This is a genomic window from Salsipaludibacter albus, assembly GCF_019798055.1.
GTDB lineage: Bacteria > Actinomycetota > Nitriliruptoria > Nitriliruptorales > Nitriliruptoraceae > Salsipaludibacter > Salsipaludibacter albus.
Genome location: NZ_JAHOPH010000051.1, coordinates 1 through 17,925 on the forward strand (window position 1 = coordinate 1; position 17,925 = coordinate 17,925).

At 71.6% G+C, this 17,925-nt stretch carries 15 protein-coding genes; 10 read left to right on the forward strand and 5 right to left on the reverse strand.

The annotated features are described in order from the left end of the window. The first annotated feature begins 31 nt into the window (after positions 1–31). Positions 32–1,195 carry a MalY/PatB family protein gene (locus KR546_RS18100; RefSeq protein WP_238446128.1) on the forward strand — a complete coding sequence of 388 codons (1,164 nt, stop codon included), beginning with the start codon at positions 32–34 and terminating at the stop codon, positions 1,193–1,195. Between the two features lie 86 nt (positions 1,196–1,281). Beyond that, complete coding sequence (locus KR546_RS18105) at positions 1,282–1,947, forward strand: class I SAM-dependent methyltransferase (protein WP_238446129.1); 666 nt, start codon at positions 1,282–1,284, stop codon at positions 1,945–1,947. A gap of 16 nt (positions 1,948–1,963) precedes the next feature. Here KR546_RS18105 and KR546_RS18110 read toward each other — a convergent pair whose 3' ends face one another. Together KR546_RS18110 and KR546_RS18115 are read right to left on the reverse strand one after the other, a co-directional pair. Continuing rightward, positions 1,964–3,376: a hypothetical protein gene (locus tag KR546_RS18110; protein ID WP_238446130.1), complete on the reverse strand. Its 1,413-nt coding sequence runs from the start codon at positions 3,374–3,376 to the stop codon at positions 1,964–1,966. 53 nt (positions 3,377–3,429) lie between these two features. Next, entirely contained in the window at positions 3,430–3,996 is a 567-nt protein-coding gene (locus KR546_RS18115) for a dihydrofolate reductase family protein (RefSeq protein WP_238446131.1), read from the reverse strand. A 196-nt stretch (positions 3,997–4,192) separates the two neighbouring features. Between KR546_RS18115 and KR546_RS18120 the strand changes: the two genes are divergently transcribed. Next, positions 4,193–5,791, forward strand: coding sequence for an MFS transporter (locus KR546_RS18120; RefSeq protein WP_238446132.1), 1,599 nt, complete (start codon positions 4,193–4,195; stop codon positions 5,789–5,791). A gap of 81 nt (positions 5,792–5,872) precedes the next feature. Here the strand turns inward: KR546_RS18120 and KR546_RS18125 are convergent, their stop codons facing one another. Further along, complete coding sequence (locus tag KR546_RS18125) at positions 5,873–8,938, reverse strand: M14 family metallopeptidase (protein ID WP_238446133.1); 3,066 nt, start codon at positions 8,936–8,938, stop codon at positions 5,873–5,875. Between the two features lie 171 nt (positions 8,939–9,109). Then, on the reverse strand, positions 9,110–9,979 hold the full coding sequence (gene ypfJ, locus KR546_RS18130) for a KPN_02809 family neutral zinc metallopeptidase (protein WP_274388348.1): 870 nt from the start codon (positions 9,977–9,979) through the stop codon (positions 9,110–9,112). Between the two features lie 198 nt (positions 9,980–10,177). Between ypfJ and KR546_RS18135 the strand changes: the two genes are divergently transcribed. The 7 genes from KR546_RS18135 to KR546_RS18165 all read left to right on the forward strand — a co-directional run bounded on the left by KR546_RS18135 (position 10,178) and on the right by KR546_RS18165 (position 17,494). Continuing rightward, the gene (locus tag KR546_RS18135) at positions 10,178–10,906 is read left to right on the forward strand and encodes an MSMEG_4193 family putative phosphomutase (RefSeq protein WP_238446135.1); all 729 of its coding nucleotides are present in this window, start codon (positions 10,178–10,180) and stop codon (positions 10,904–10,906) included. After that, a complete protein-coding gene (locus KR546_RS18140; protein WP_238446136.1) occupies positions 10,903–11,412 on the forward strand; it encodes a DUF3090 family protein in 510 nt (169 codons plus the stop codon). The genes KR546_RS18135 and KR546_RS18140 overlap by 4 nt, the downstream gene beginning before the upstream one ends. 7 nt (positions 11,413–11,419) lie before the next feature. Next, positions 11,420–12,328 (forward strand): SCO1664 family protein, encoded by a 909-nt coding sequence (locus tag KR546_RS18145; RefSeq protein ID WP_238446137.1) that lies wholly within the window; start codon positions 11,420–11,422, stop codon positions 12,326–12,328. Between the two features lie 202 nt (positions 12,329–12,530). After that, a complete protein-coding gene (gene recO / locus KR546_RS18150; RefSeq protein WP_238446138.1) occupies positions 12,531–13,268 on the forward strand; it encodes a DNA repair protein RecO in 738 nt (245 codons plus the stop codon). Continuing rightward, complete coding sequence (locus KR546_RS18155; RefSeq protein WP_238446139.1) at positions 13,265–13,762, forward strand: nucleoside deaminase; 498 nt, start codon at positions 13,265–13,267, stop codon at positions 13,760–13,762. The genes recO and KR546_RS18155 overlap by 4 nt, the downstream gene beginning before the upstream one ends. 2 nt (positions 13,763–13,764) lie before the next feature. Next, entirely contained in the window at positions 13,765–14,595 is an 831-nt protein-coding gene (gene uppS, locus KR546_RS18160; RefSeq protein ID WP_238446140.1) for a polyprenyl diphosphate synthase, read from the forward strand. A gap of 130 nt (positions 14,596–14,725) precedes the next feature. Further along, complete coding sequence (locus KR546_RS18165; protein WP_238446141.1) at positions 14,726–17,494, forward strand: extracellular solute-binding protein; 2,769 nt, start codon at positions 14,726–14,728, stop codon at positions 17,492–17,494. Positions 17,495–17,508: 14 nt separating this feature from the next. Here KR546_RS18165 and KR546_RS18170 read toward each other — a convergent pair. Beyond that, positions 17,509–17,925: aldehyde dehydrogenase family protein (locus KR546_RS18170; protein ID WP_274388347.1), on the reverse strand; the 417-nt coding region annotated here is incomplete at its 5' end.

Genomic DNA, 17,925 nt, shown 5'->3' on the forward strand with positions numbered 1-17,925 from the left:
GGGGGAGGGAGGCTGGCCCTACGCTGGGGGCATGACTGCTCCCCCCCGCACCACCAGTCCGTTCACGGCGTCGCTGGACGGTCCCCGGCGGCACACGCTGAAGTGGACCGCCCACCCCGACGACGTGCTGCCGTTGTGGGTCGCCGAGATGGACGTCACGCCGGCACCGCCCGTGGTGGAGGCGGTGACGCAGGCCATGGAGCGGGGCGCCACCGGGTACCCGGCGGCGGGTGACGACTACCCGCGGGCACTGGCCGCGTTCGCCGCCGAGCGCTGGGGCTGGAGCTTCGACCCCTCGCGGGCCCGGCTGGTCGCCGACGTCATGCAGGGCAGCATGCACGTCCTCGACCTGCTCACCGCACCGGGTGACGCCGTCGTGGTCACGCCCCCCGTCTACGGGCCCTTCTTCGCCTTCACCGAGATGCGCGGGCGCACGCTGGTCCATGCGCCGCTCGACGAGCGCGGACGCCTCGACCCCGACACGCTGGCGTCGGCCTTCGCCCGTGCCACCGTCGACGGGCGGCGGGCGGCCCTGCTGCTGTGCAACCCGCACAACCCGACCGGCATCGCCCACACCCGGAGCGAGCTCGAGCAGGTCGCGCCGCTGGCCCGGGCACACGGCGTGCGGGTGGTGTCCGACGAGATCCACGGTCCGCTCGTGCGTCCGGGTGCGACCTACACCTCGTGGCTGGACGTCGACGGAGGCGAGGACGGCTTCGCGTTGCTGTCTGCCTCCAAGGCGTGGAACCTGGCGGGGCTCAAGGCTGCCGTCGCCGTGGCCGGACCGGCGGCGGTCGACGAGCTCGCCACCCTGCCCGAGGTCGTCGGCCACGGGCCGTCGGCGCTGGGGATCCTGGCCCACACCGTCGCCCTGGAGTCGGGTCGCGACTGGCTGGACGAGGTGGTCGCCGGCATCGACCGCAACCACGACCTGCTGGCCGAGCTGGTCACCGAGCACCTCCCCGACGTCGACCTGCTTCCGGTCGAGGCGACCTACCTCGCGTGGCTGGACTTCCGGCGCACCGGGCTGGGCGACGACCCGGCCGCGGCCCTGCTCGAGCGAGGACGGGTCGCGCTCAGCGGTGGGACCTTCTTCGGCCCCGGGGGTGACGGCTTCGCCCGCCTGAACGTCGCGACCACCCCCGAGCTGCTCCGCGAGGGTGTCCGTCGCATCGCCGGCGTCGTGGCAGGCTGAGCTGACCGTGGGTTGCTCGCGTCGACCGCGCGGGGGAGGGCGGCACGCCCTATCGTGGCGCCGATCCCGCCGAGCCGAGGCGCGCCATGACCGAGCACGACCAGCCTGACCACGACCACGACCCGCACGACCATCCCGGCCATGGGTCGTTCGACGAGCGTGCCCGCGACTGGGACGACGACACCAAGGTGGCGCGCGGCCGAGCGGTCGCGTCCCTGGTGCGCGACCTCGTGACGGTCGACGACACGACCCGGTTGCTGGAGTACGGGGCCGGGACGGGGCTCGCCACCCAGTTCCTGGCCGAGGGCCCGCTCGGTCCGGTGACCCTGGCCGACCCGTCGTCGGGCATGCGCGAGGTGATGGCCGAGAAGGTGGCCGACGGTCGCCTGCCCGCGAACGCGCGGATCTGGGACCTCGACCTCGCCACCGACGAGCGACCCGGTGACCAGTTCGACCTCCTGGTGACCGTCATGACGCTGCACCACGTCACCGACCTCGTCCCCGTCCTGACCGGGTTCGCGAACCTGTTGGCCGACGATGGCCGCCTGTGCGTCGTGGACCTGGAGTCGGAGGACGGTTCGTTCCACGCCGACACGGACTTCGACGTCCACGACGGGTTCCGTCGCGAGGACCTCCAGCGCTGGCTGGAGTCGTCCGGCTTCGCGAAGGTGTCGTTCCACGATGCCGGCGAGGTGGACAAGGACGGCCGGGCCTACCCGCTGTTCCTCGCCCTGGCCCGTCCCAACCACTGACGCGCGCGCCGGGGGGTCAGCGACTCCACACGACCATCTCGCCGGGCACGAGCTCGCGACGCTGCCCGTCGAGCTGCTGGACGACCACCGTGCCCGGGTCGTCGTCACCCGCATCGGCCACGGCGAAGGCGCTGCCGTCCGGCGCCCACTGGGTGACGGCCTGCGTGTACTGGGGCCAGAACGGCAGGTACTGGACGGCCAGGGTGGGCGTGGGCAGGAAGGGCTCGTAGGCGGTGACGGTGGTGCCGTCCCAGACGTGTGGGACGAAGCCGCGGTCGGGGTCGACGACGTGGAACAGCAGCCGACTGCCGTCCGGGCTCCACTCGAACATCGCCACGTCGTCGTCGGTGATGGTGGCCCGATCGCGGCCATCGAGTCCGATCACCTCCAGCGGGCCGAGGCTGGCGGCCTGGCCACTGTCCCCGGCGACCCAGGCCACCCGGTCGTCGGCGACGTCGAACGACACCGCCCCGCTGACCGCGGCCAGGGTCGTGACCTGCTGGTCGACCGGATCCACCACGGCCAGGGTCCCGGCAGCGGGCTGGGTGACGGGCTGGGCGGCGAGCTGGGCCCGGTCGCCCGGCTCACGGTCCACACGTGCCGCCACCCGGCTGGTGATCGGCACCGCGTCCACGGAGGCGTCCTCGAGCACCACCACCAGCCGGTCGTCACCGGTCCAGACCGGCGCCTGGAAGGCGCCGGGTGTGACCGGCACCGGTTCGCGACTGCCGTCCGGGTCGACCGTCGCAACGACCGCGGCGTCGATGTTGGCGGCCAGCACGGCACCGTCGGCGCGCCAGGACAGGAAGTAGGGGCGTCCTCGGTCGACCTCCTGGCTGGTGCCTGCCGCCACGTCCGTGACCAGCACGCTGACCTGGTCGCCGTCGGTGGCATTGCCCAGCGACACGACCCGGTCACCGGTGGGCGACACCAGGTGGAAGTACGGCGCGGTCGGGACCGACACGTCCGTGGACGACTCCTCGCCGAGCACCGTCACGACGGGCGCGCCGTCGACCAGGCGTGAGAACACCAGGGTCGATCCGTCCGGGGAGGGCGTGACCTGGGCCGCACCGGTGACGTCGCTGATCGGCTCGACCGTCCCGTCACCGGGCGTGACCCGTGACACCACGCCGTCCGCGCTCGTGACGACGATCGTCCCGGGCTCGGTCGGTTCCGGTGTGTCGGCCGGGGGAGTGGTCGAGACCGCCGGCGGGGGTGCGGACGACGCGCTCGGGTCGTCGGGCGCCGGGCTCGACGACGGGGACGCGGGGTCCGGGCTGGGCGTCGCCGTGGGCTCACCGTCGCTCGACGACGCGGTCGACGACGGGGTGGGCTCGGGGCCGGTGGACGTCGTGCAGCCCTGGATGGCCACGATCGCGACGACGATCGCGAGGAGGCGGGCACGGCGGCGACGGTGGGGTGGGGACATGCGACCAGCATGCCAGCACGGTGGGTCCGGTGCGTGCGCGGGACGTGGCCGACTCAACGCGCCCGAACCTCGTAGACGGCCTGGATCTCCTGGCCAACGCGGTCGACGCTGCGCAGTGACAGGCGGTCCGAGTCGATCCGGCGGGGGAGCAGGGGTGCGCCCGCGCCCAGCAAGACCGGCTGGATCCCGACGTGGACCTCGTCGAGCAGACCGGCATCGTCGAATTGCCCCACGAGGTCACCGCCGCCCGCCAGCCACACGTTGCCTCCGTCGGCCGCGGCCACCATGTCGCCGTGGACTGCCGCCACGTCGCCGCTGACGAAGGTCAGTCCCGGCAACGGGGGGAGGTGGTCTCGCCGCTGGGAGGTGAACACCCAGCACGGGCGTCCGCCGAACGCCTCGGCCCACTTCTGGGGTTCCTCGCCCATGGACTCGTGCTCGACGACCCAGTCGAACGTGCTCGCCCCCATGGCGACGGCGCCGACCTCGTCCATGAAGGGGGTGAACAGGTCGGGGTGGTCGTCGCCGCGGGGAACGGCGAAGAGCCACTCGAGGGAGTGCTCGGGGTCGGCGATGAAGCCGTCGAGGCTGGTGGCGGTGTAGTACTGGGTCAGCGACATGTGGTCCTCGTCTCGTCCGGGTGGATGCTAGGTAGCAGGTGGGACCGGTCGCGCCGGGAAACGTGGCGAACCGGGACGCCCCGGGGTGCGGGAATAGCCAACGGGGAGTCGGCCTTGCGGGACCGGGGCACGCCGTCGGCCACGACCGGGCGTCGCCCCCACTTCCGTTGCACCCGTCCCACCACACGAGCCGCCCATGTCCGAGTCGCCCCCACCCCAGGTGTCCGCCGGCAACGGCGTCGACCCCGACGTCTACGCACGTCGCAACCAGATCCTGGCCGTCCTGGTCCTGTCGCTGGTCATCGTGGTCATGGGCAACGCGTCCCTGAACGTCGCGCTGCCCTCGATGGCCCGTGCGCTGGAGGCGACCCAGTCGCAGCTCCAGTGGCTGGTCGACGCCTATGCCCTGGTGTTCGCCGGCCTGCTCCTGCCGTTCGGTGCGCTGGGTGACCGGTTCGGTCGCAAGGGCGCCCTGCAGGTCGGGCTGGTCCTGTTCGCCCTGGGTGCCACGGCAGCCTCGCTCATGGAGTCGGCCTGGCCGGTCATCGGCGCGCGGGCGTTCATGGGCGTGGGGGCCGCGCTGGTGATGCCGTCCACCCTGTCGTTGCTGTCGTCGGCGTTCCCTGCCCGCGAGCGCCCGCGGGCCATCGCCATCTGGGCCGGGTTCGCCGGTGCGGGTGCCGGCATCGGGGTGATCACGTCGGGCTTCCTGCTGCTGGAGTTCACCTGGCACGCGGTCTTCCTGGTCAACCTGCCGATCGTGGCGATCGCGTTGCTGGTCGGGGCGAAGATCCTGCCGAAGTCGCGGGACAACTCCCGCACCCCGCTGGACCCGGTCGGCGCCGTGCTGTCGGTGGTCGGGCTGGGCAGCCTGCTGTTCGCCATCATCGAGGGCCCGGTGGTGGGCTGGACCTCCCCGCGAGTCGTCGTCGCGTTCGTCGTCGGTTCCGTGGCCGTCACGTCCTTCGTCGCCTGGGAGCGGCGGACGACGCACCCGATGCTCGACCTCACCTGGTTCCGCGACCGCCGGTTCTCGACCGGGTCGCTCACGATCTCGCTGGCGTTCTTCGCCAACTTCGGCCTGTTCTTCATCATGACCCAGTTCCTGCAGTTCGTGCTGGGCTACACACCGCTCGAGGCCGGGTTCGCGACGCTGCCGATGTCGGTGATGATGGTGGTGTCGGGCACCCGCTCGGCCGGGATCGTGGAACGGTTCGGACCGCGCAGGACCATCGCGACGGGACTCGCCGGTGCCGCCGTGGCCTTCGTGCTCCTCGCCCTGGTGATGGGGCCGGGCATGTCGTACTGGCCGCTGCTGGGACCGCTGTTGCTGTTCGGGACCTCCGTGGGGATGGTCATGCCGCCAGCCACGGGCCAGATCATGTCCGCGCTGCCGGTCGACCGGGCCGGGGTCGGCTCGGCAGTCAACGACACCACCCGCGAGGTCGGTGGCGCGCTGGGCGTGGCCGTCCTGGGGTCGATCGCCAACGTCGTCTACCGCACCGGGCTGGGCGACCTCGCCGACGGCGCGCCCGAGCAGGTGCGGGCCGCGGTCGTGTCGTCGGTCGCGGCGGCCCAGGAGTTCGCCCAGTCGCCCGCCGCGCCGCCCGGCGCCGCGGACCTGGTGCGTGACGCCTTCACCGGTGCCGGCATGGCGACGTTCCTCGCGGCAGCGGCCGTGACCCTGGTCAACGCCGGGTTGGTGCTGACGTTCGTGCCACGCAGGTCCAGCTTCCAGGCGATGGGCGAGGCCGAGCCCGTCGACGAGCCCGCGACGTCCCCGGTGTCGGGCTGAACCGGACGACTTCCGCACCACCGCGAGGGGGAGCCCAGGTGGGCTCCCCCTCGCGGATCGATCGGCCGGCTCGCGCCGGGCCTACGGTGCCAGGTGGTCCAGGGCGCGCGCCATCACGGCGTTGCGCTCGGACTCGGTCGTCACGCCCTCGAACCCGAAGCCGAACAGCAGCGTGTCCTCGGTCGCCACGATCGACGCGACCTCGAACAGCGTGCCGACACGCTCCCAGTCGTTGGCGTTGGGGGCGGTGCCCTCGGGCTCGCCGGGCACGCTCCAGCCACCCAGGTCGGTCTCGAAGGACGTCTCGGTCGCGACGCTGCCGTCGACGGTCACCGACGTGTCGTCGAGGAAGACACCGAGGTCACCGGTCGCCCAGTCGGTGGCATAGCTGATCGAGACCTCGATCTCGCTGCCGGCATAGGCCGACAGGTCGATCGACCAGTCCTCGACACCGTCGGACGGGCCCGTGGCGGCGTGCCATTCGCCCGTCGTGCCGGTGGGGTTGCAGGCATCGTCGATGTAGTGCGCCAGGAACGGGTGCAGCTCGTCGACCCAGCCCGACAGGCAGGAGTCGCCGGTTCCCTGGGCGGTATGGCCGTTGGCGTCGGGCAGCGTGGTCCAGTCGTCCTGGCCCACCGTGTGGACCTCGACGAACATGTAGTCCCAGTTGGTCTCGATGGAGTACGACGTGGTGAAGTCCAGCGAGGCCGTGGTCGCGCCCGACAGGTCGATCGTGCGCGTCAGCCGCTTGTAGGCGGCGTCGGCGTGGTCGGTGGCCATCTGCCAGTCGCCGGTCACCGGCTCGTAGGGTGCGGCGGCCCCCACGTCCCAGCTGGCGAAGCGCTCGGACGCGAACTGCGGGAACTCGTCCACGGGCAGCACGCTCGAGGTGACGATGAAGGAGGCCGTCGCGGTCCCGGTGGTGTTCGACCCCGGCGGGTCACCGGTTCCCTGGTTGTTGGCGCTGTCACCGCCGTCGAGGCCGAACGTGTAGCCCTCGAAGGTTCCGCCGTTGCCCTGCACGTCGAGCGCGTTGCCAGCGGCGTCCAGGCCCCCACGGCGGGCTCGGCTGTCCGCGCCGAACCAGTACTGGTAGGTGTCGTTGGACAGCGTCAGGCAGTCGCCACCGCCGCACACTTGGTCCGGCGCGCCATTGGTGCCGTAGTCGAGCGGGAAGAACTCCTCGAACCCGTGGTTCTTGCCGGTGGCGAGGATCTTGCCACCCTCGTTCAGGTAGTCGCGCATGGCCATGTTCACCTCGTGCGCGAGCAGCGTGGTGTCGACGCCACCCTGGTAGTCGGTCACGAGCTTGTCGCCCGTGTACCAGACCACGGTGTCGTAGTGGCCGAGCACGCCCAGGGGATGGGGCGCAAGGCCGTCGTCGTCGACCCGGAAGACGTCCCAGCTGCGACCGTTGGCCTCGAGTGCGTCGGTGTAGTACGGGAGGTACGCGTCCCAGGGGACCTCGCCACCCAGCGCCGTGCCGGGCGAGTTGTCGGCCACGACCAGGACGTCGCCGCCGATGTCGTCGGCCACCGTGTAGGTGAAGGGCTCGGACTTCGTTCCCCTGGCCTCGAACCAGACCTCCACCGTGTCACCCGGCTGTTGGCCGGCGACGGTGGCACGACGCCACGCGTAGTACTGGTCGTTGTCGTCGCCGTACTTCTCGCCGCCGTCCCACTCGGAGGTCTGCACGACGGTCTTCTTGCCACCGTTGATGCGCGAGACCATCCGGACCGGGCCGAGCTCGCGGTCGGCGGTCACCTGCACCACCTGCTCGGAGCCGTGGGAGATCTCGAAGGTGTCCACGACCAGTTCGGGTGCGACGTTGCCCAGGTGCGAGACGGGGTCCGACGGGTCGTCGGCCGACTTGGCGACGTCGAGTGCGAACGGGATGTTGTTCTCGAATTCCTCCTGGACGAGGTCCTCGTCGTCGGGGAAGTTGAAGCCCGACTGGCAGTCACCGGCCTCCCACTCGTCGTCGGGGTACCAGTTGCTCGCCGCCTGGCAGGTCGACATCTCGGGGGTGTAGGCCAGCGCGCCGAAGGCGGTCTGGACATGGTCGGTGGTGTCACCGTTGGTGATGTACAGCTCGGCCGACAGGTCCGGGTCGTAGCCCGGGATCGCCGGGTTCGCGTCGTCACCCGCCAGGGCGATCATCGGGAGGTCGTCGGGGGACGGCGTGTCGACCTGCCAGCCGACCCCGTACAGGATCAACTCGGCAGCCGAGTGGTAGTTGACCATGAAGGCGAAGTCGTGGGCGGCGACGAAGTCGTCCATGGCCTGGGTCTCGGGCTCCGACATCGGGCCGTCACCGCGGTAGGTCTCGGACGAGGGGTTGTCCGACGACCCCTCGTTGTCGTAGCCCCAGTTGGTCGCGAAGTTGCGGTTGAGGTCGACGCCGTCCCCGGTCGTGATGGTGCCGTCGCCGTTGTTGTCGCGGAGGTTCTTGCGCCACAGGCGTTCGTCGGTGTGGGTGAACTGGTAGCCGTCCGGGTTCGCGACCCACACGAACCACAGCTCGGTGGTGTCGACGATCTCGGTGATCTCGTCGTCGCTGCCGTAGTTGTCGAGGTAGTGGCGGGTCAGCCGCCGGGTCATCTCCGGGGTGATCCACTCACGGGCGTGCTGGGCGGCGTTGTAGAAGACGGCCGGCTTGGTCCCGTCGGGGCGCTGGTTGGCGTTCTTGGAGACCTTCATGGCCCAGATGTCGCGGCCCTGGAGCGAGTCGCCGATGTCGACGAGCTTGACCAGGTCCGGGTTGGCGTTGGCGAGGGCGACCATCTCCGCCTCGAGGCCCTCCGGACCGTCGTACGGTCGGAACACGTTGTCCCCGGTGTTGACGTCAGGCGTGCGGTCGACGCGTTCCTGCCCCTTCGTCAGGGAGAACTTGGCGTCGGGACCACGGAACGCGGAGATCTGCTTGCCCGTGGCGATGATCTCGACGCGGACGGTCTCCTCGTCGAGGACGTCCTCGGCGGTGATCTCGAAGCCCGCCCCGCGCAGTTCCTCGACGACCTCGGGCGACACGTCCGCGGTCCAGGCCTTGAGCGCGGCGTCCGGTGGATCGTCCGGTCCGGCGACGCTGACGGCCGACATCGAGAAGGCGAGCAACACGGACAGGAACAGGGCGGACAGCCAGCGCATCGAGACTCCGTCGTCAGGGCGAGGGGCGTGATGCGTCCCGCGACGACCACCGACCCCTGGTTGGTGAGGCCGGAGGCTAGACCGATCCGTGCGTCCAGTCCTCGGGTGTCCCCGGATCGTGCGCCGACAGCACGTGGACGCGTGGTGCATGACCGTGAGGTCACCTGAAGGTCACCCGAAGGTGTCGCAGGCGTTCGGGTCGCCGGTCTCGTAGCCAGTGGTGAACCACTCGACCCGCTGGGCCGACGAGCCGTGGGTGAAGGACTCGGGGTTGGGGTTCTGGCCCGCCTGGCGCTGCAGGGCGTCGTCGCCGATCGCCTCGGCCGCGGCGATGGCCTCGTCGATGTCCGCCGCGGTGATGCCGAGCTCACCCTCCTGGTCGGCGGAGTTGGCCCACACACCGGCGAGGCAGTCGGCCTGCAGCTCGAGCTTGACCGACAGGTCGTTGGCCTCGGACGGGTTGGCCTGCTGCTGCTGGCGGACCTGCGACGACAGGCCCAGCGCGTTCTGGACGTGGTGGCCGATCTCGTGCGCCACGACGTAGGCCTGCGCGAAGTCGCCCTCGGCGCCGAAGCGTTGCTCCATCAGCTCGAAGAACCCCAGGTCGATGTAGGTGGTGGAGTCCGCGGGACAGTAGAAGGGACCGGCAGCGGACTGGCCGTAGCCGCAGCCGGACGTCGAGGTCCCGCCCTCGTAGACCACCAGTTGCGACGTGGGGTAGTCCATGCCGGACGCCTCGAAGACGTCGGCCCACAGGGCCTGGCTGTCGTCCAGCACGTAGCTGACGATCGCCAGCTCCTGGCTGTCCGGATCGTTGGCCGGATCGATCGCCGAGCCGGTGGCACCGCCGGCGTCGGGTGCGGGCTGGCCGAGCTCGTTGAGCACGCCCCCCAGGTCCCCCGAGTCCCCACCGAAGACCGTGAACAGCAGCACCATGATGATGACCGGGATGGACAGGCCACCTCCGACCTTCATCGCGGTCCCGCCCATGCCACGGCGGTCGGTGACGTTGTCGCTGCGATAGTTCGGATCGATCTTCATGGCACGGGACTCTACGGCCACGACGTCGATCCTGCCCCCGGTCGCCGTCCGAACGGTGGTCTCCCGGCCGCCGTCGAGGAGGTCGACCTCGGGCGGCGGGAGGGGCCGGCGGGAGGGGGCGTCGGCTGGTCGAGCGGGCCGGGTCGAGTGGGTAGCGTGGACGGCGCCGCCGCTCCACGACCGGAAGGGCCTGCCGACGTGGCGATCCTGCTGCTGGTTCGACATGCCACGACGGCCGCCACGGGCCAGCGCCTGGGTGGCTGGACGCCCGGTGTCCACCTCGACGAGGCCGGGGTCGCGCAGGCCGAGGCGACGGCGGCACGCCTGGCGGACCTCGGCGTCACCGCGGTCTACTCCTCGCCGCTCGAGCGGACCCGCGACACCGCGGACATCGTGGCCGACGCGGTCGGCGTGGAGGTGGTCGAACGTCGTGGCCTCGGCGAGACGGACTACGGCGACTGGACCGACCGCCCACTGGCCGAGCTCCGCACGGAGCCGCTCTGGCGGGTCATCCAGTCCACCCCGTCCCGGGCCACCTTCCCCGGGGGTGAGTCGTTGCGCGGGTCCCAGGCCCGCATGGTCGGCGAGCTCGAGGAGCTCGCGGCGGCCCACGGCGACCGCGACGTGGTCGTGGCCGTCAGCCACGCCGACCCGATCAAGGCCGCCGTGGCCCACTTCCTGGGGATGCCGCTGGACACCTTCCAACGACTGTCGATCGCGCCCGCGTCGGTCACGGTCGTGGCGCTGCCAGCGGGGCACGCACCGGCCGTCCTGGGGGTCAACCTGGCCGGCGACATCACCCTGCCGTCACCACCGACCGACGACGACGCGTCGGCGGCCGAGGGCGACGAGGCCGGCGCCGACGAGGCCGACGGTGACCAGGCCGACGACGAGGCCGACCCCACCGGAGGGACCGACCGACCATGACCACGCTGCTGTTGGACGAGCCGCACCACGTCACCGTCGGGACGGTCGGCGGGGCCGGCGACCGGACCTTCCTGGTGCAGGCCGAGGACGACCAGCACCGGGTGACCCTCGTGGCCGAGAAACAGCAGGTCGAGGGCATCGGTGACCTGCTGTCGCGGCTGCTCGTCCGGGTCGACGAGGGGCCGGCGGACGACTGGGACCGGGCCGCCATGGAGGTGCGCGAGCCGGTCGACCCGGCCTGGCGGATCGGCCGCATCGAGGTCGGGCTGGACCCCGACGCCGGACGCTTCCTGCTCGAACTGGCCGCGGTCGAGGCCGACGACGGCGAACCGTTCGACGAGGTGGTCTTCACGATCGACCTGGACCAGGCACGACGACTGGCCGCCCACGCGGACTGGCTGGTGGACCAGGGTCGTCCGCGGTGTCGCCTGTGCGGCCGGCCCATGGATGACGACGGTGAGCACGTCTGCCCGTCCACCAACGGGCACGGGCGCCTGACCGTGTGAACCGGCGATGACCGCTGCCCTCGCCACCCCGTCCCGGCTGGCCACGGCACGCCTGGAGGTCCTCGGCCAGTTCGCCGACGCGTCCAACACCACGCTGTTGGTCCGACTCGCCGACCCGGGCCTGGACGGGGGCGACGACGGCGACGCGGCCCGGGCCGGTGGGGTCGCTCCCGCCACCCGTGCGGCGTTGCGCCGGCCGGTCGTGTCCGGGGGCAACGCGGGCGTCGAGCCGGATCGGGACCGCGACACGCGTCCCGCGGGCGGACGCCAGCCGAGCGAGACCGTCCCGGATCCGCTCGACCTGCACCCGGCCGGGGAACTGGGGGTCTACAAGCCCGTCCGTGGCCAGCGGCCACTGTGGGACTTCGACGCCACGACCCTTCCGGGACGCGAGGTCGCGACCGCCGTGGTCGACGACCGGCTGGGGTTCGGGCTGGTCCCGCCGACGGTGTGGCGCGACGAGGCACCGCTGGGCCCCGGGAGCGTCCAGGCCTACGTCGCGCACGACCACGAGGCGCACTGGTTCAGCTGGGTCGAGGACGAGGGCGCGCGCGACCTCGCCGCGATGGCCCGGCTGGTCGTGCTGGACCTGGTCGTCAACAACACCGACCGCAAGGGCGGCCACGTCCTGGTCGCCGACGACCGGATCTGGGCGATCGACCACGGCGTGACCTTCCACGTCGAGGACAAGGTCCGGACCGTGGCGTGGGAGCTGCAGGGCGAACGGGTCCCGGCGCCGCTGCGCCTGGCGTGCGCCGCCCTTGCCGACTGGCTCGTCACCGAGCCCGACGAGCTGGCACGCCACCTCACCCCCGACGAGATCGCCGCGACCCACCGCCGCGCCATCGCCACCGCGGCGCGGGAGACCTTCCCCGTCCTGGTGGACCGCTACCAGCTGCCCTGGCCGCTGGTGTAGGAGCATCCGCACGATTCCCCCGAGCGTGATGGCTGGGCGCCGACTGTTGCGGTGATCGGTCACGCCCGCGCCGGTTCTCGCCGAGCGTGATGGCTGGGTGCCGACTGTTGCGGTGATCGGTCACGCTCGCCGGGGTGCGGCCTGCGGGGTCGGGGGTGGGTCCGGGCCTACGATGGACGGGGTGGCGTGGTCGGGAGGTGACATGGCCAACTACCGGGAGCAGGGGATCGTCCTGCGGACCCACAAGCTGGGCGAGACCGACCGCATCCTGACCCTGTTCACCCAGGGCAGGGGCAAGGTCCGCGCGGTCGCCAAGGGCGTGCGCCGACCGGGCTCGCGCTTCGGTGGACGGCTCGAGCCGTTCAGCCATGTCGACCTCCTGCTGTACGAGGGCCGCAGTCTCGACGTCGTGACCCAGGCCGAGCTGCTGGCGTCCCACGCCGAGGTCCGCACCGACTGGGCCCGCTCGGCCGCCGCCGGTGTCCTGGCCGAACTCGTCGACCACGTCGGCGTCGAGGGTGATCGTGACAACCACCTGTTCCTGCTGCTGCGGGCCGGACTCCAGTCGCTGGACGCGGGACCGCCCGACACCGGGGTGTTCATCGACGCGTTCCTGCTGCGGGTCACCGCCGCGGTCGGCTTCCGGGTCGAGACCACCCGCTGCGCCTCGTGCGGGCTCCCGGGTCCGCACCCGTTCCTGTCGGTCGTGGCCGGGGGCACGCTGTGCTCCGACTGTGCGCCCAGTGGCACGCGGGCGGTGGCATCCGGTGTCGTCGAGCGTCTCGACCTGCTCGCGGGCGATGCGTGGAGCCCGCTGGTCGCACTGGCGGATGACGACACGGCCCGGGTCGCTGCCTCCTACGCTCGAGCGTTCGCCGAGCACCACCTCGACCGGCGTCTCAAGTCCTACCCGTTGAGCGAACGACAGGCCATCGCGTGACCGACGAGCGGGGCCCCGTGGGCGACGACGATCGCCGGCACCTCGCCCGCGCGATCGCGCTCGGCCGGGCCGGCATGGAGCAACGCGAGGGTGGGCCGTTCGGCGCGGTCGTCGTGGTCGACGACATCGTCGTCGCCGAGGGCTGGAACCGGGTCACGTCCACCCTGGACCCCACGGCCCACGCCGAGGTGGTCGCCCTGCGACGCGCGACCGCCCGCTCCGGCCACTTCGAGCTTCCCGGCGCGACCGTGTACGCCTCCGGCGAGCCCTGCCCGATGTGCTGGGCCGCGTGCCGCTGGGCTCGCGTGGCCCGGATCGTCTACGCCAACGACCGCGCGATGGCAGCCGACATCGGCTTCGACGACCAGTTCCTGTACGACGAGCTCGACCGGCCGACCCGCGACCACGACGTGCCCCTGGTCCACCTCCCGATGGAGGCCGGCAGGGAGTTGTACGAGGCGTGGGCGGCCGACCCGTCGCTGACCCGGTACTGAGCGTGGCGACCGAACCCGACCTGCGCACGACGTCCAGCGACGACCCCGACGCCGGGCGTGCCCTGGTGGCCGAGCACGGGCTGGACCCGGACCGGCTGCCGGCCCACGTGGCGATCATCATGGACGGCAACGGTCGCTGGGCCAATGCCCGTGGCCTGCGTCGCAACGCCGGGCACGAGGCGGGGGAGCAGGCGCTGTTCGACACCGTGTCGGGGGCCGACCACCTGGGCCTCAGCCACCTCAGCGTGTACGCGTTCTCGACCGAGAACTGGCGGCGGCCAGCCGAGGAGGTGAAGTTCCTGCTGGGGTTCAACGAGTCCCTGCTGACCCGTCGCGCGGACGAGCTCCACGACCGCAACGTCCGGGTGCGGTTCATCGGCGGGCGGGGGCGGCCGGTCCCGAAGCGGCTGGTGCGCCACATGGAGCGCACCGAGCAGCTCACGGCCGACAACACGGGGCTGCGCTTCACCATCGCGTTCAACTACGGCGCCCAGGCCGAGATCGCCACGGCCGCAGCACGGGCCGCCGACGACGTGGCGGCCGGCCGGTTGGACGCCGTCGACGAGGAAGCGCTGGCCGATCGCCTCCACGACCCGACCATGCCCCCGGTCGACCTGTTGGTGCGGACCTCCGGCGAGCAGCGCGTGTCCAACTTCCTGCTGTGGCAGGCGGCCTACGCCGAGCTGGTCTTCACCGAGGTGATGTGGCCCGACTTCGACCGCCACGAGCTGGCCGAGGCCATCGCCGCCTACCAGGGCCGCGACCGTCGCTTCGGGGGCGCCGTCGACCACGTCACCTCGCGAGCCGACGGCGGAGACGCCAGCCGCTCCTGATCCTCTCACGGTGGCAGAAGAGCGGACTGCGTCGAGCCCGGCAACTCCCTTGACGGCAAGTGGCGTGTCCCTAGAGTGACGTGCACGACCTCGGGGCTCGTTCGCTGTCGGGGAGGTCGAGGGGTCGCCCATGGACTACGACGACTTCGAACTCGAGATCGGGGTCGAGCAGGCCGGGGTGTACCCCGTCCGGGTCCTGCGCTCGCCCAGTGGCGAGGCACGAGGCCTGTTGTCGTTCCCCTTCGACGACCTCACCCTGCAGAACCGACTCCAGGCCGTCGAGATCGAGTTGCTGCGTGGTCGGTCCCTGTCCCGCCGCCAGCCCCTGCCACGCGACCGAGCTGCCGAGGAGTTCGGCGCTGCCCTGTACGACGCCCTGTTCGACGGGAACGTCCGCCTGCGATGGGAGATGGCGCTGGAGGAGTCCGGGCGGGTGGGTCGGGGGCTGCGCCTCATGCTCCGCATCGACGCCCCGGAACTGGCCAGCGTCCCGTGGGAATTCCTCTACGACTCCTCGCGGGGCGAGTTCCTCAGCCTGTCGACACGGTCGCCCGTCGTGCGGTACCTCAACCTGTCGCACCCACGCAGCCGACTTCCCGTGGAGCCGCCACTGCGCATCCTCGGTGTGGTGTGTTCGCCCGCCGACATGCCCCACCTGGATGTCGACCACGAGCGTGAACTGGTCGAGGAGGCACTCACTGGCGTGGTCGACGAGGGACTCGTGGTCCTGGAGTGGCTCCATGGTCAGGGGTGGCGCGATCTCCAGATGGCCATGGCGGCAGGGCAGTGGCACCTCGTGCACTTCGTCGGGCACGGCCGCTTCGACGACGTGCGCGACGAGGGAGCGATCGCCATGGTCGGGCGGGACGGGAGCGCCCAGGCGGTGAGCGCGACCCAGTTGGCCCGGCTGCTGTCGGACCACGTGGCGCTTCGCATGGTCGTCCTCAACGCCTGTGAGAGCGGCCGCGGGAGCACCCGAGACATCTTCTCCAGTGCGGCGTCGATCCTCGTCCGGCGGGGCATCCCGGGGGTCGTGTCGATGCAGCACGAGATCTCCGACGAGTCCGCGATCGAGTTCTCCGCCACCTTCTACCGCTTCCTCGCCCATGGTCATCCGGTCGATCAGGCCGTGACCGAGGCGCGCAAGGCGGTCAGCGTGGCGGGAGGGGGCGCCGAGTGGGGAACTCCGGTGCTGCACCTGCACACCGACGACCCACAGATCTTCGAAGTCCGAGCGTCGACGTCGCCGTCCGGAACGGAGGACGCCGGCGAACCGATGGCCTCGGGCCCAGCCACTGACGGTTCGGGCACGGACCAGGACACCCATCCCGACGTCGTGCAGGCGGTCCGGCACGAGACGGATTCCGACGACGATGCCGCGCACGACGACGAGGATCCCGGGCCACATGACCAGACCCACGCGCCAGACGACGAGGACCACGGGCCGGGGAGTGCCGCGGGCACCGGGCAGGAGGCTGGACGCGGGGACTCCGCCGGGGCGATCCAGCTCCCTCCGCCCAACCCTGCCGAGCAGTCGTCGAGGGCGGTGGCGTCACCCGGACCTGCGCCACGTCCGCCGCCGTGGTGGCGCACGTGGCGAGGAGTCGCCGCGGGTGGCGCGCTCGCACTGGTGGTGCTGATCCTCTTCCTGGCGGGAGGCGACGACCCGGACGACGACGTGCCGATGGACGACGTGTCGGCACTCGGCGTGTCCGTGCTGGTTCCCGAGGACACCTACGACATCGACGCCGTGCAGGACGTCCTGGACGGGCTGTTCGCGGACGAGCCGGTTGCGCCCGAGGTGGCGCCGCTGGCGCCCGGCCTGGCGGACCAACTGGCCGCCGGGGACGGCCCGGACATCGCCTTCGTCTCGATCCCCGAGGTCACCCAACTCGTGGCCGAAGGCCATGCCACGTCCCTGGAGGAGGTCGGATTCGAGGTCGCCGAGCTCGAGGATCGCTTCGGCCCGTACCTGCTGTCACTGGGTGAGGACGAGGGATCGCACTACGGCGTTCCGGTCGGCCTGACGGCCAAGAGCGCCGTGTGGTTCAGTCCGGTGGCCATTCAGCAGGCCGGGTACGACGTGCCCGCGACCTGGGACCAGCTGCTCGACATCTCGGAAGGGATCGTGGCCGACGGGGGGACGCCCTGGTGCATCGGGACCGGTTCCGGCGCCGCGACGGGGTGGCCCGCGACGGACTGGGTCGAGGACCTCGTTCTGCGGGCTGCCGGCCCGGACGTGTACGACGACTGGGTCGCCGGGGACGTTGCCTTCGACTCGCGCGAGGTCAGGGCGGCGATGGAACGGTTCGGCCAGGTCCTGTTCCCCGACGGTGTCGTGCGTGGTGGCCACGAACAGGTCATTGCCATCGACTTCCGCACGGCGGCCGACCCGCTGTTCGACGACCCGCCCGGGTGCTGGTTCCATCGCCAGGGCCAGTTCGCCCCGGGACTGTTCCCCGACGGGCTCGAAGCCGGGGTCGACTTCGACTTCGTCGACTTCCCGACTGTTGACGGTGGCGGCGGATCCGTGGTCACGGGGCAGATGGCCGTGGTCCTCACCGATGTCCCGGAAGCCCGACGTGTGCTCGATGCCTTCACCGCCGCCGCCGCCCAGTGTTCACTCGCGGAACGTGGCTCCGACGGCCTCGGGATGTGGTTGTCCCCGAACGTCGACGTCGAGCCAGACTGCTACGCCGACGACCTGACCGCCCGGTTCGCGGCCACGGTCCTGGACGAGCGACGCGCCGGGGCATTGCGCTACGACGCGTCCGACCTCATGCCGTCCGAGGTCGGGGCCGGCCAGTTCTGGACCGGGATGAACGACTACACCACGGACGGACCCGACAACCTCGACGACGTGCTCGCATCGATCGACGCCGCCTGGCCGGGACGATGAGGCGACCGGCCGAGCTACATGCCGCGTGGATGCCAGACGGTCTTGGCCTCGGTCAGGGCGAGCATCTCGCGCGGGGCCGGGTCCACGGTCCAGTCGGTGTCGGCCGGGCGCAGGACCCGCTTGAGGTTCTCGGCCGCCAGCGCCTCGAGCTCGCCCCAGTCGTCGCCGGCCCCGGCCAGGTCGATCGCGTTGACGTCCATGTGCCCGGCCAGGATCGGTCCGAGCTCGTCGGCGAACCCGGTGAGGAGGTTGACCGTCCCGCCCGGCACGTCGGACGTCGCCAACACCTCGGCCAGCGAGATCGCGACCCCGTCCCCGTCGGCGCCCCCCACCTCCCAGGTCCGGCCGGACTCGGACCGGGGGAAGGCGCCGCCGATCCACAGCTTGTAGGTCTTGCGGACGTCCAGTCGTGCCATTGGTCTGGTCCTCGG

What these genes read in the sequence shown, in the direction of transcription:
- KR546_RS18100 (WP_238446128.1), top strand. Translation starts at nt 32, where the DNA reads ATGACTGCTCCCCCCCGCACCACCAGTCCGTTCACGGCGTCGCTGGAC.
- KR546_RS18105 (WP_238446129.1), top strand. Translation starts at nt 1,282, where the DNA reads ATGACCGAGCACGACCAGCCTGACCACGACCACGACCCGCACGACCAT.
- KR546_RS18110 (WP_238446130.1), bottom strand. Translation starts at nt 3,376, where the DNA reads ATGTCCCCACCCCACCGTCGCCGCCGTGCCCGCCTCCTCGCGATCGTC.
- KR546_RS18115 (WP_238446131.1), bottom strand. Translation starts at nt 3,996, where the DNA reads ATGTCGCTGACCCAGTACTACACCGCCACCAGCCTCGACGGCTTCATC.
- KR546_RS18120 (WP_238446132.1), top strand. Translation starts at nt 4,193, where the DNA reads ATGTCCGAGTCGCCCCCACCCCAGGTGTCCGCCGGCAACGGCGTCGAC.
- KR546_RS18125 (WP_238446133.1), bottom strand. Translation starts at nt 8,938, where the DNA reads ATGCGCTGGCTGTCCGCCCTGTTCCTGTCCGTGTTGCTCGCCTTCTCG.
- ypfJ (WP_274388348.1), bottom strand. Translation starts at nt 9,979, where the DNA reads ATGAAGATCGATCCGAACTATCGCAGCGACAACGTCACCGACCGCCGT.
- KR546_RS18140 (WP_238446136.1), top strand. Translation starts at nt 10,903, where the DNA reads ATGACCACGCTGCTGTTGGACGAGCCGCACCACGTCACCGTCGGGACG.
- KR546_RS18145 (WP_238446137.1), top strand. Translation starts at nt 11,420, where the DNA reads ATGACCGCTGCCCTCGCCACCCCGTCCCGGCTGGCCACGGCACGCCTG.
- recO (WP_238446138.1), top strand. Translation starts at nt 12,531, where the DNA reads ATGGCCAACTACCGGGAGCAGGGGATCGTCCTGCGGACCCACAAGCTG.
- KR546_RS18165 (WP_238446141.1), top strand. Translation starts at nt 14,726, where the DNA reads ATGGACTACGACGACTTCGAACTCGAGATCGGGGTCGAGCAGGCCGGG.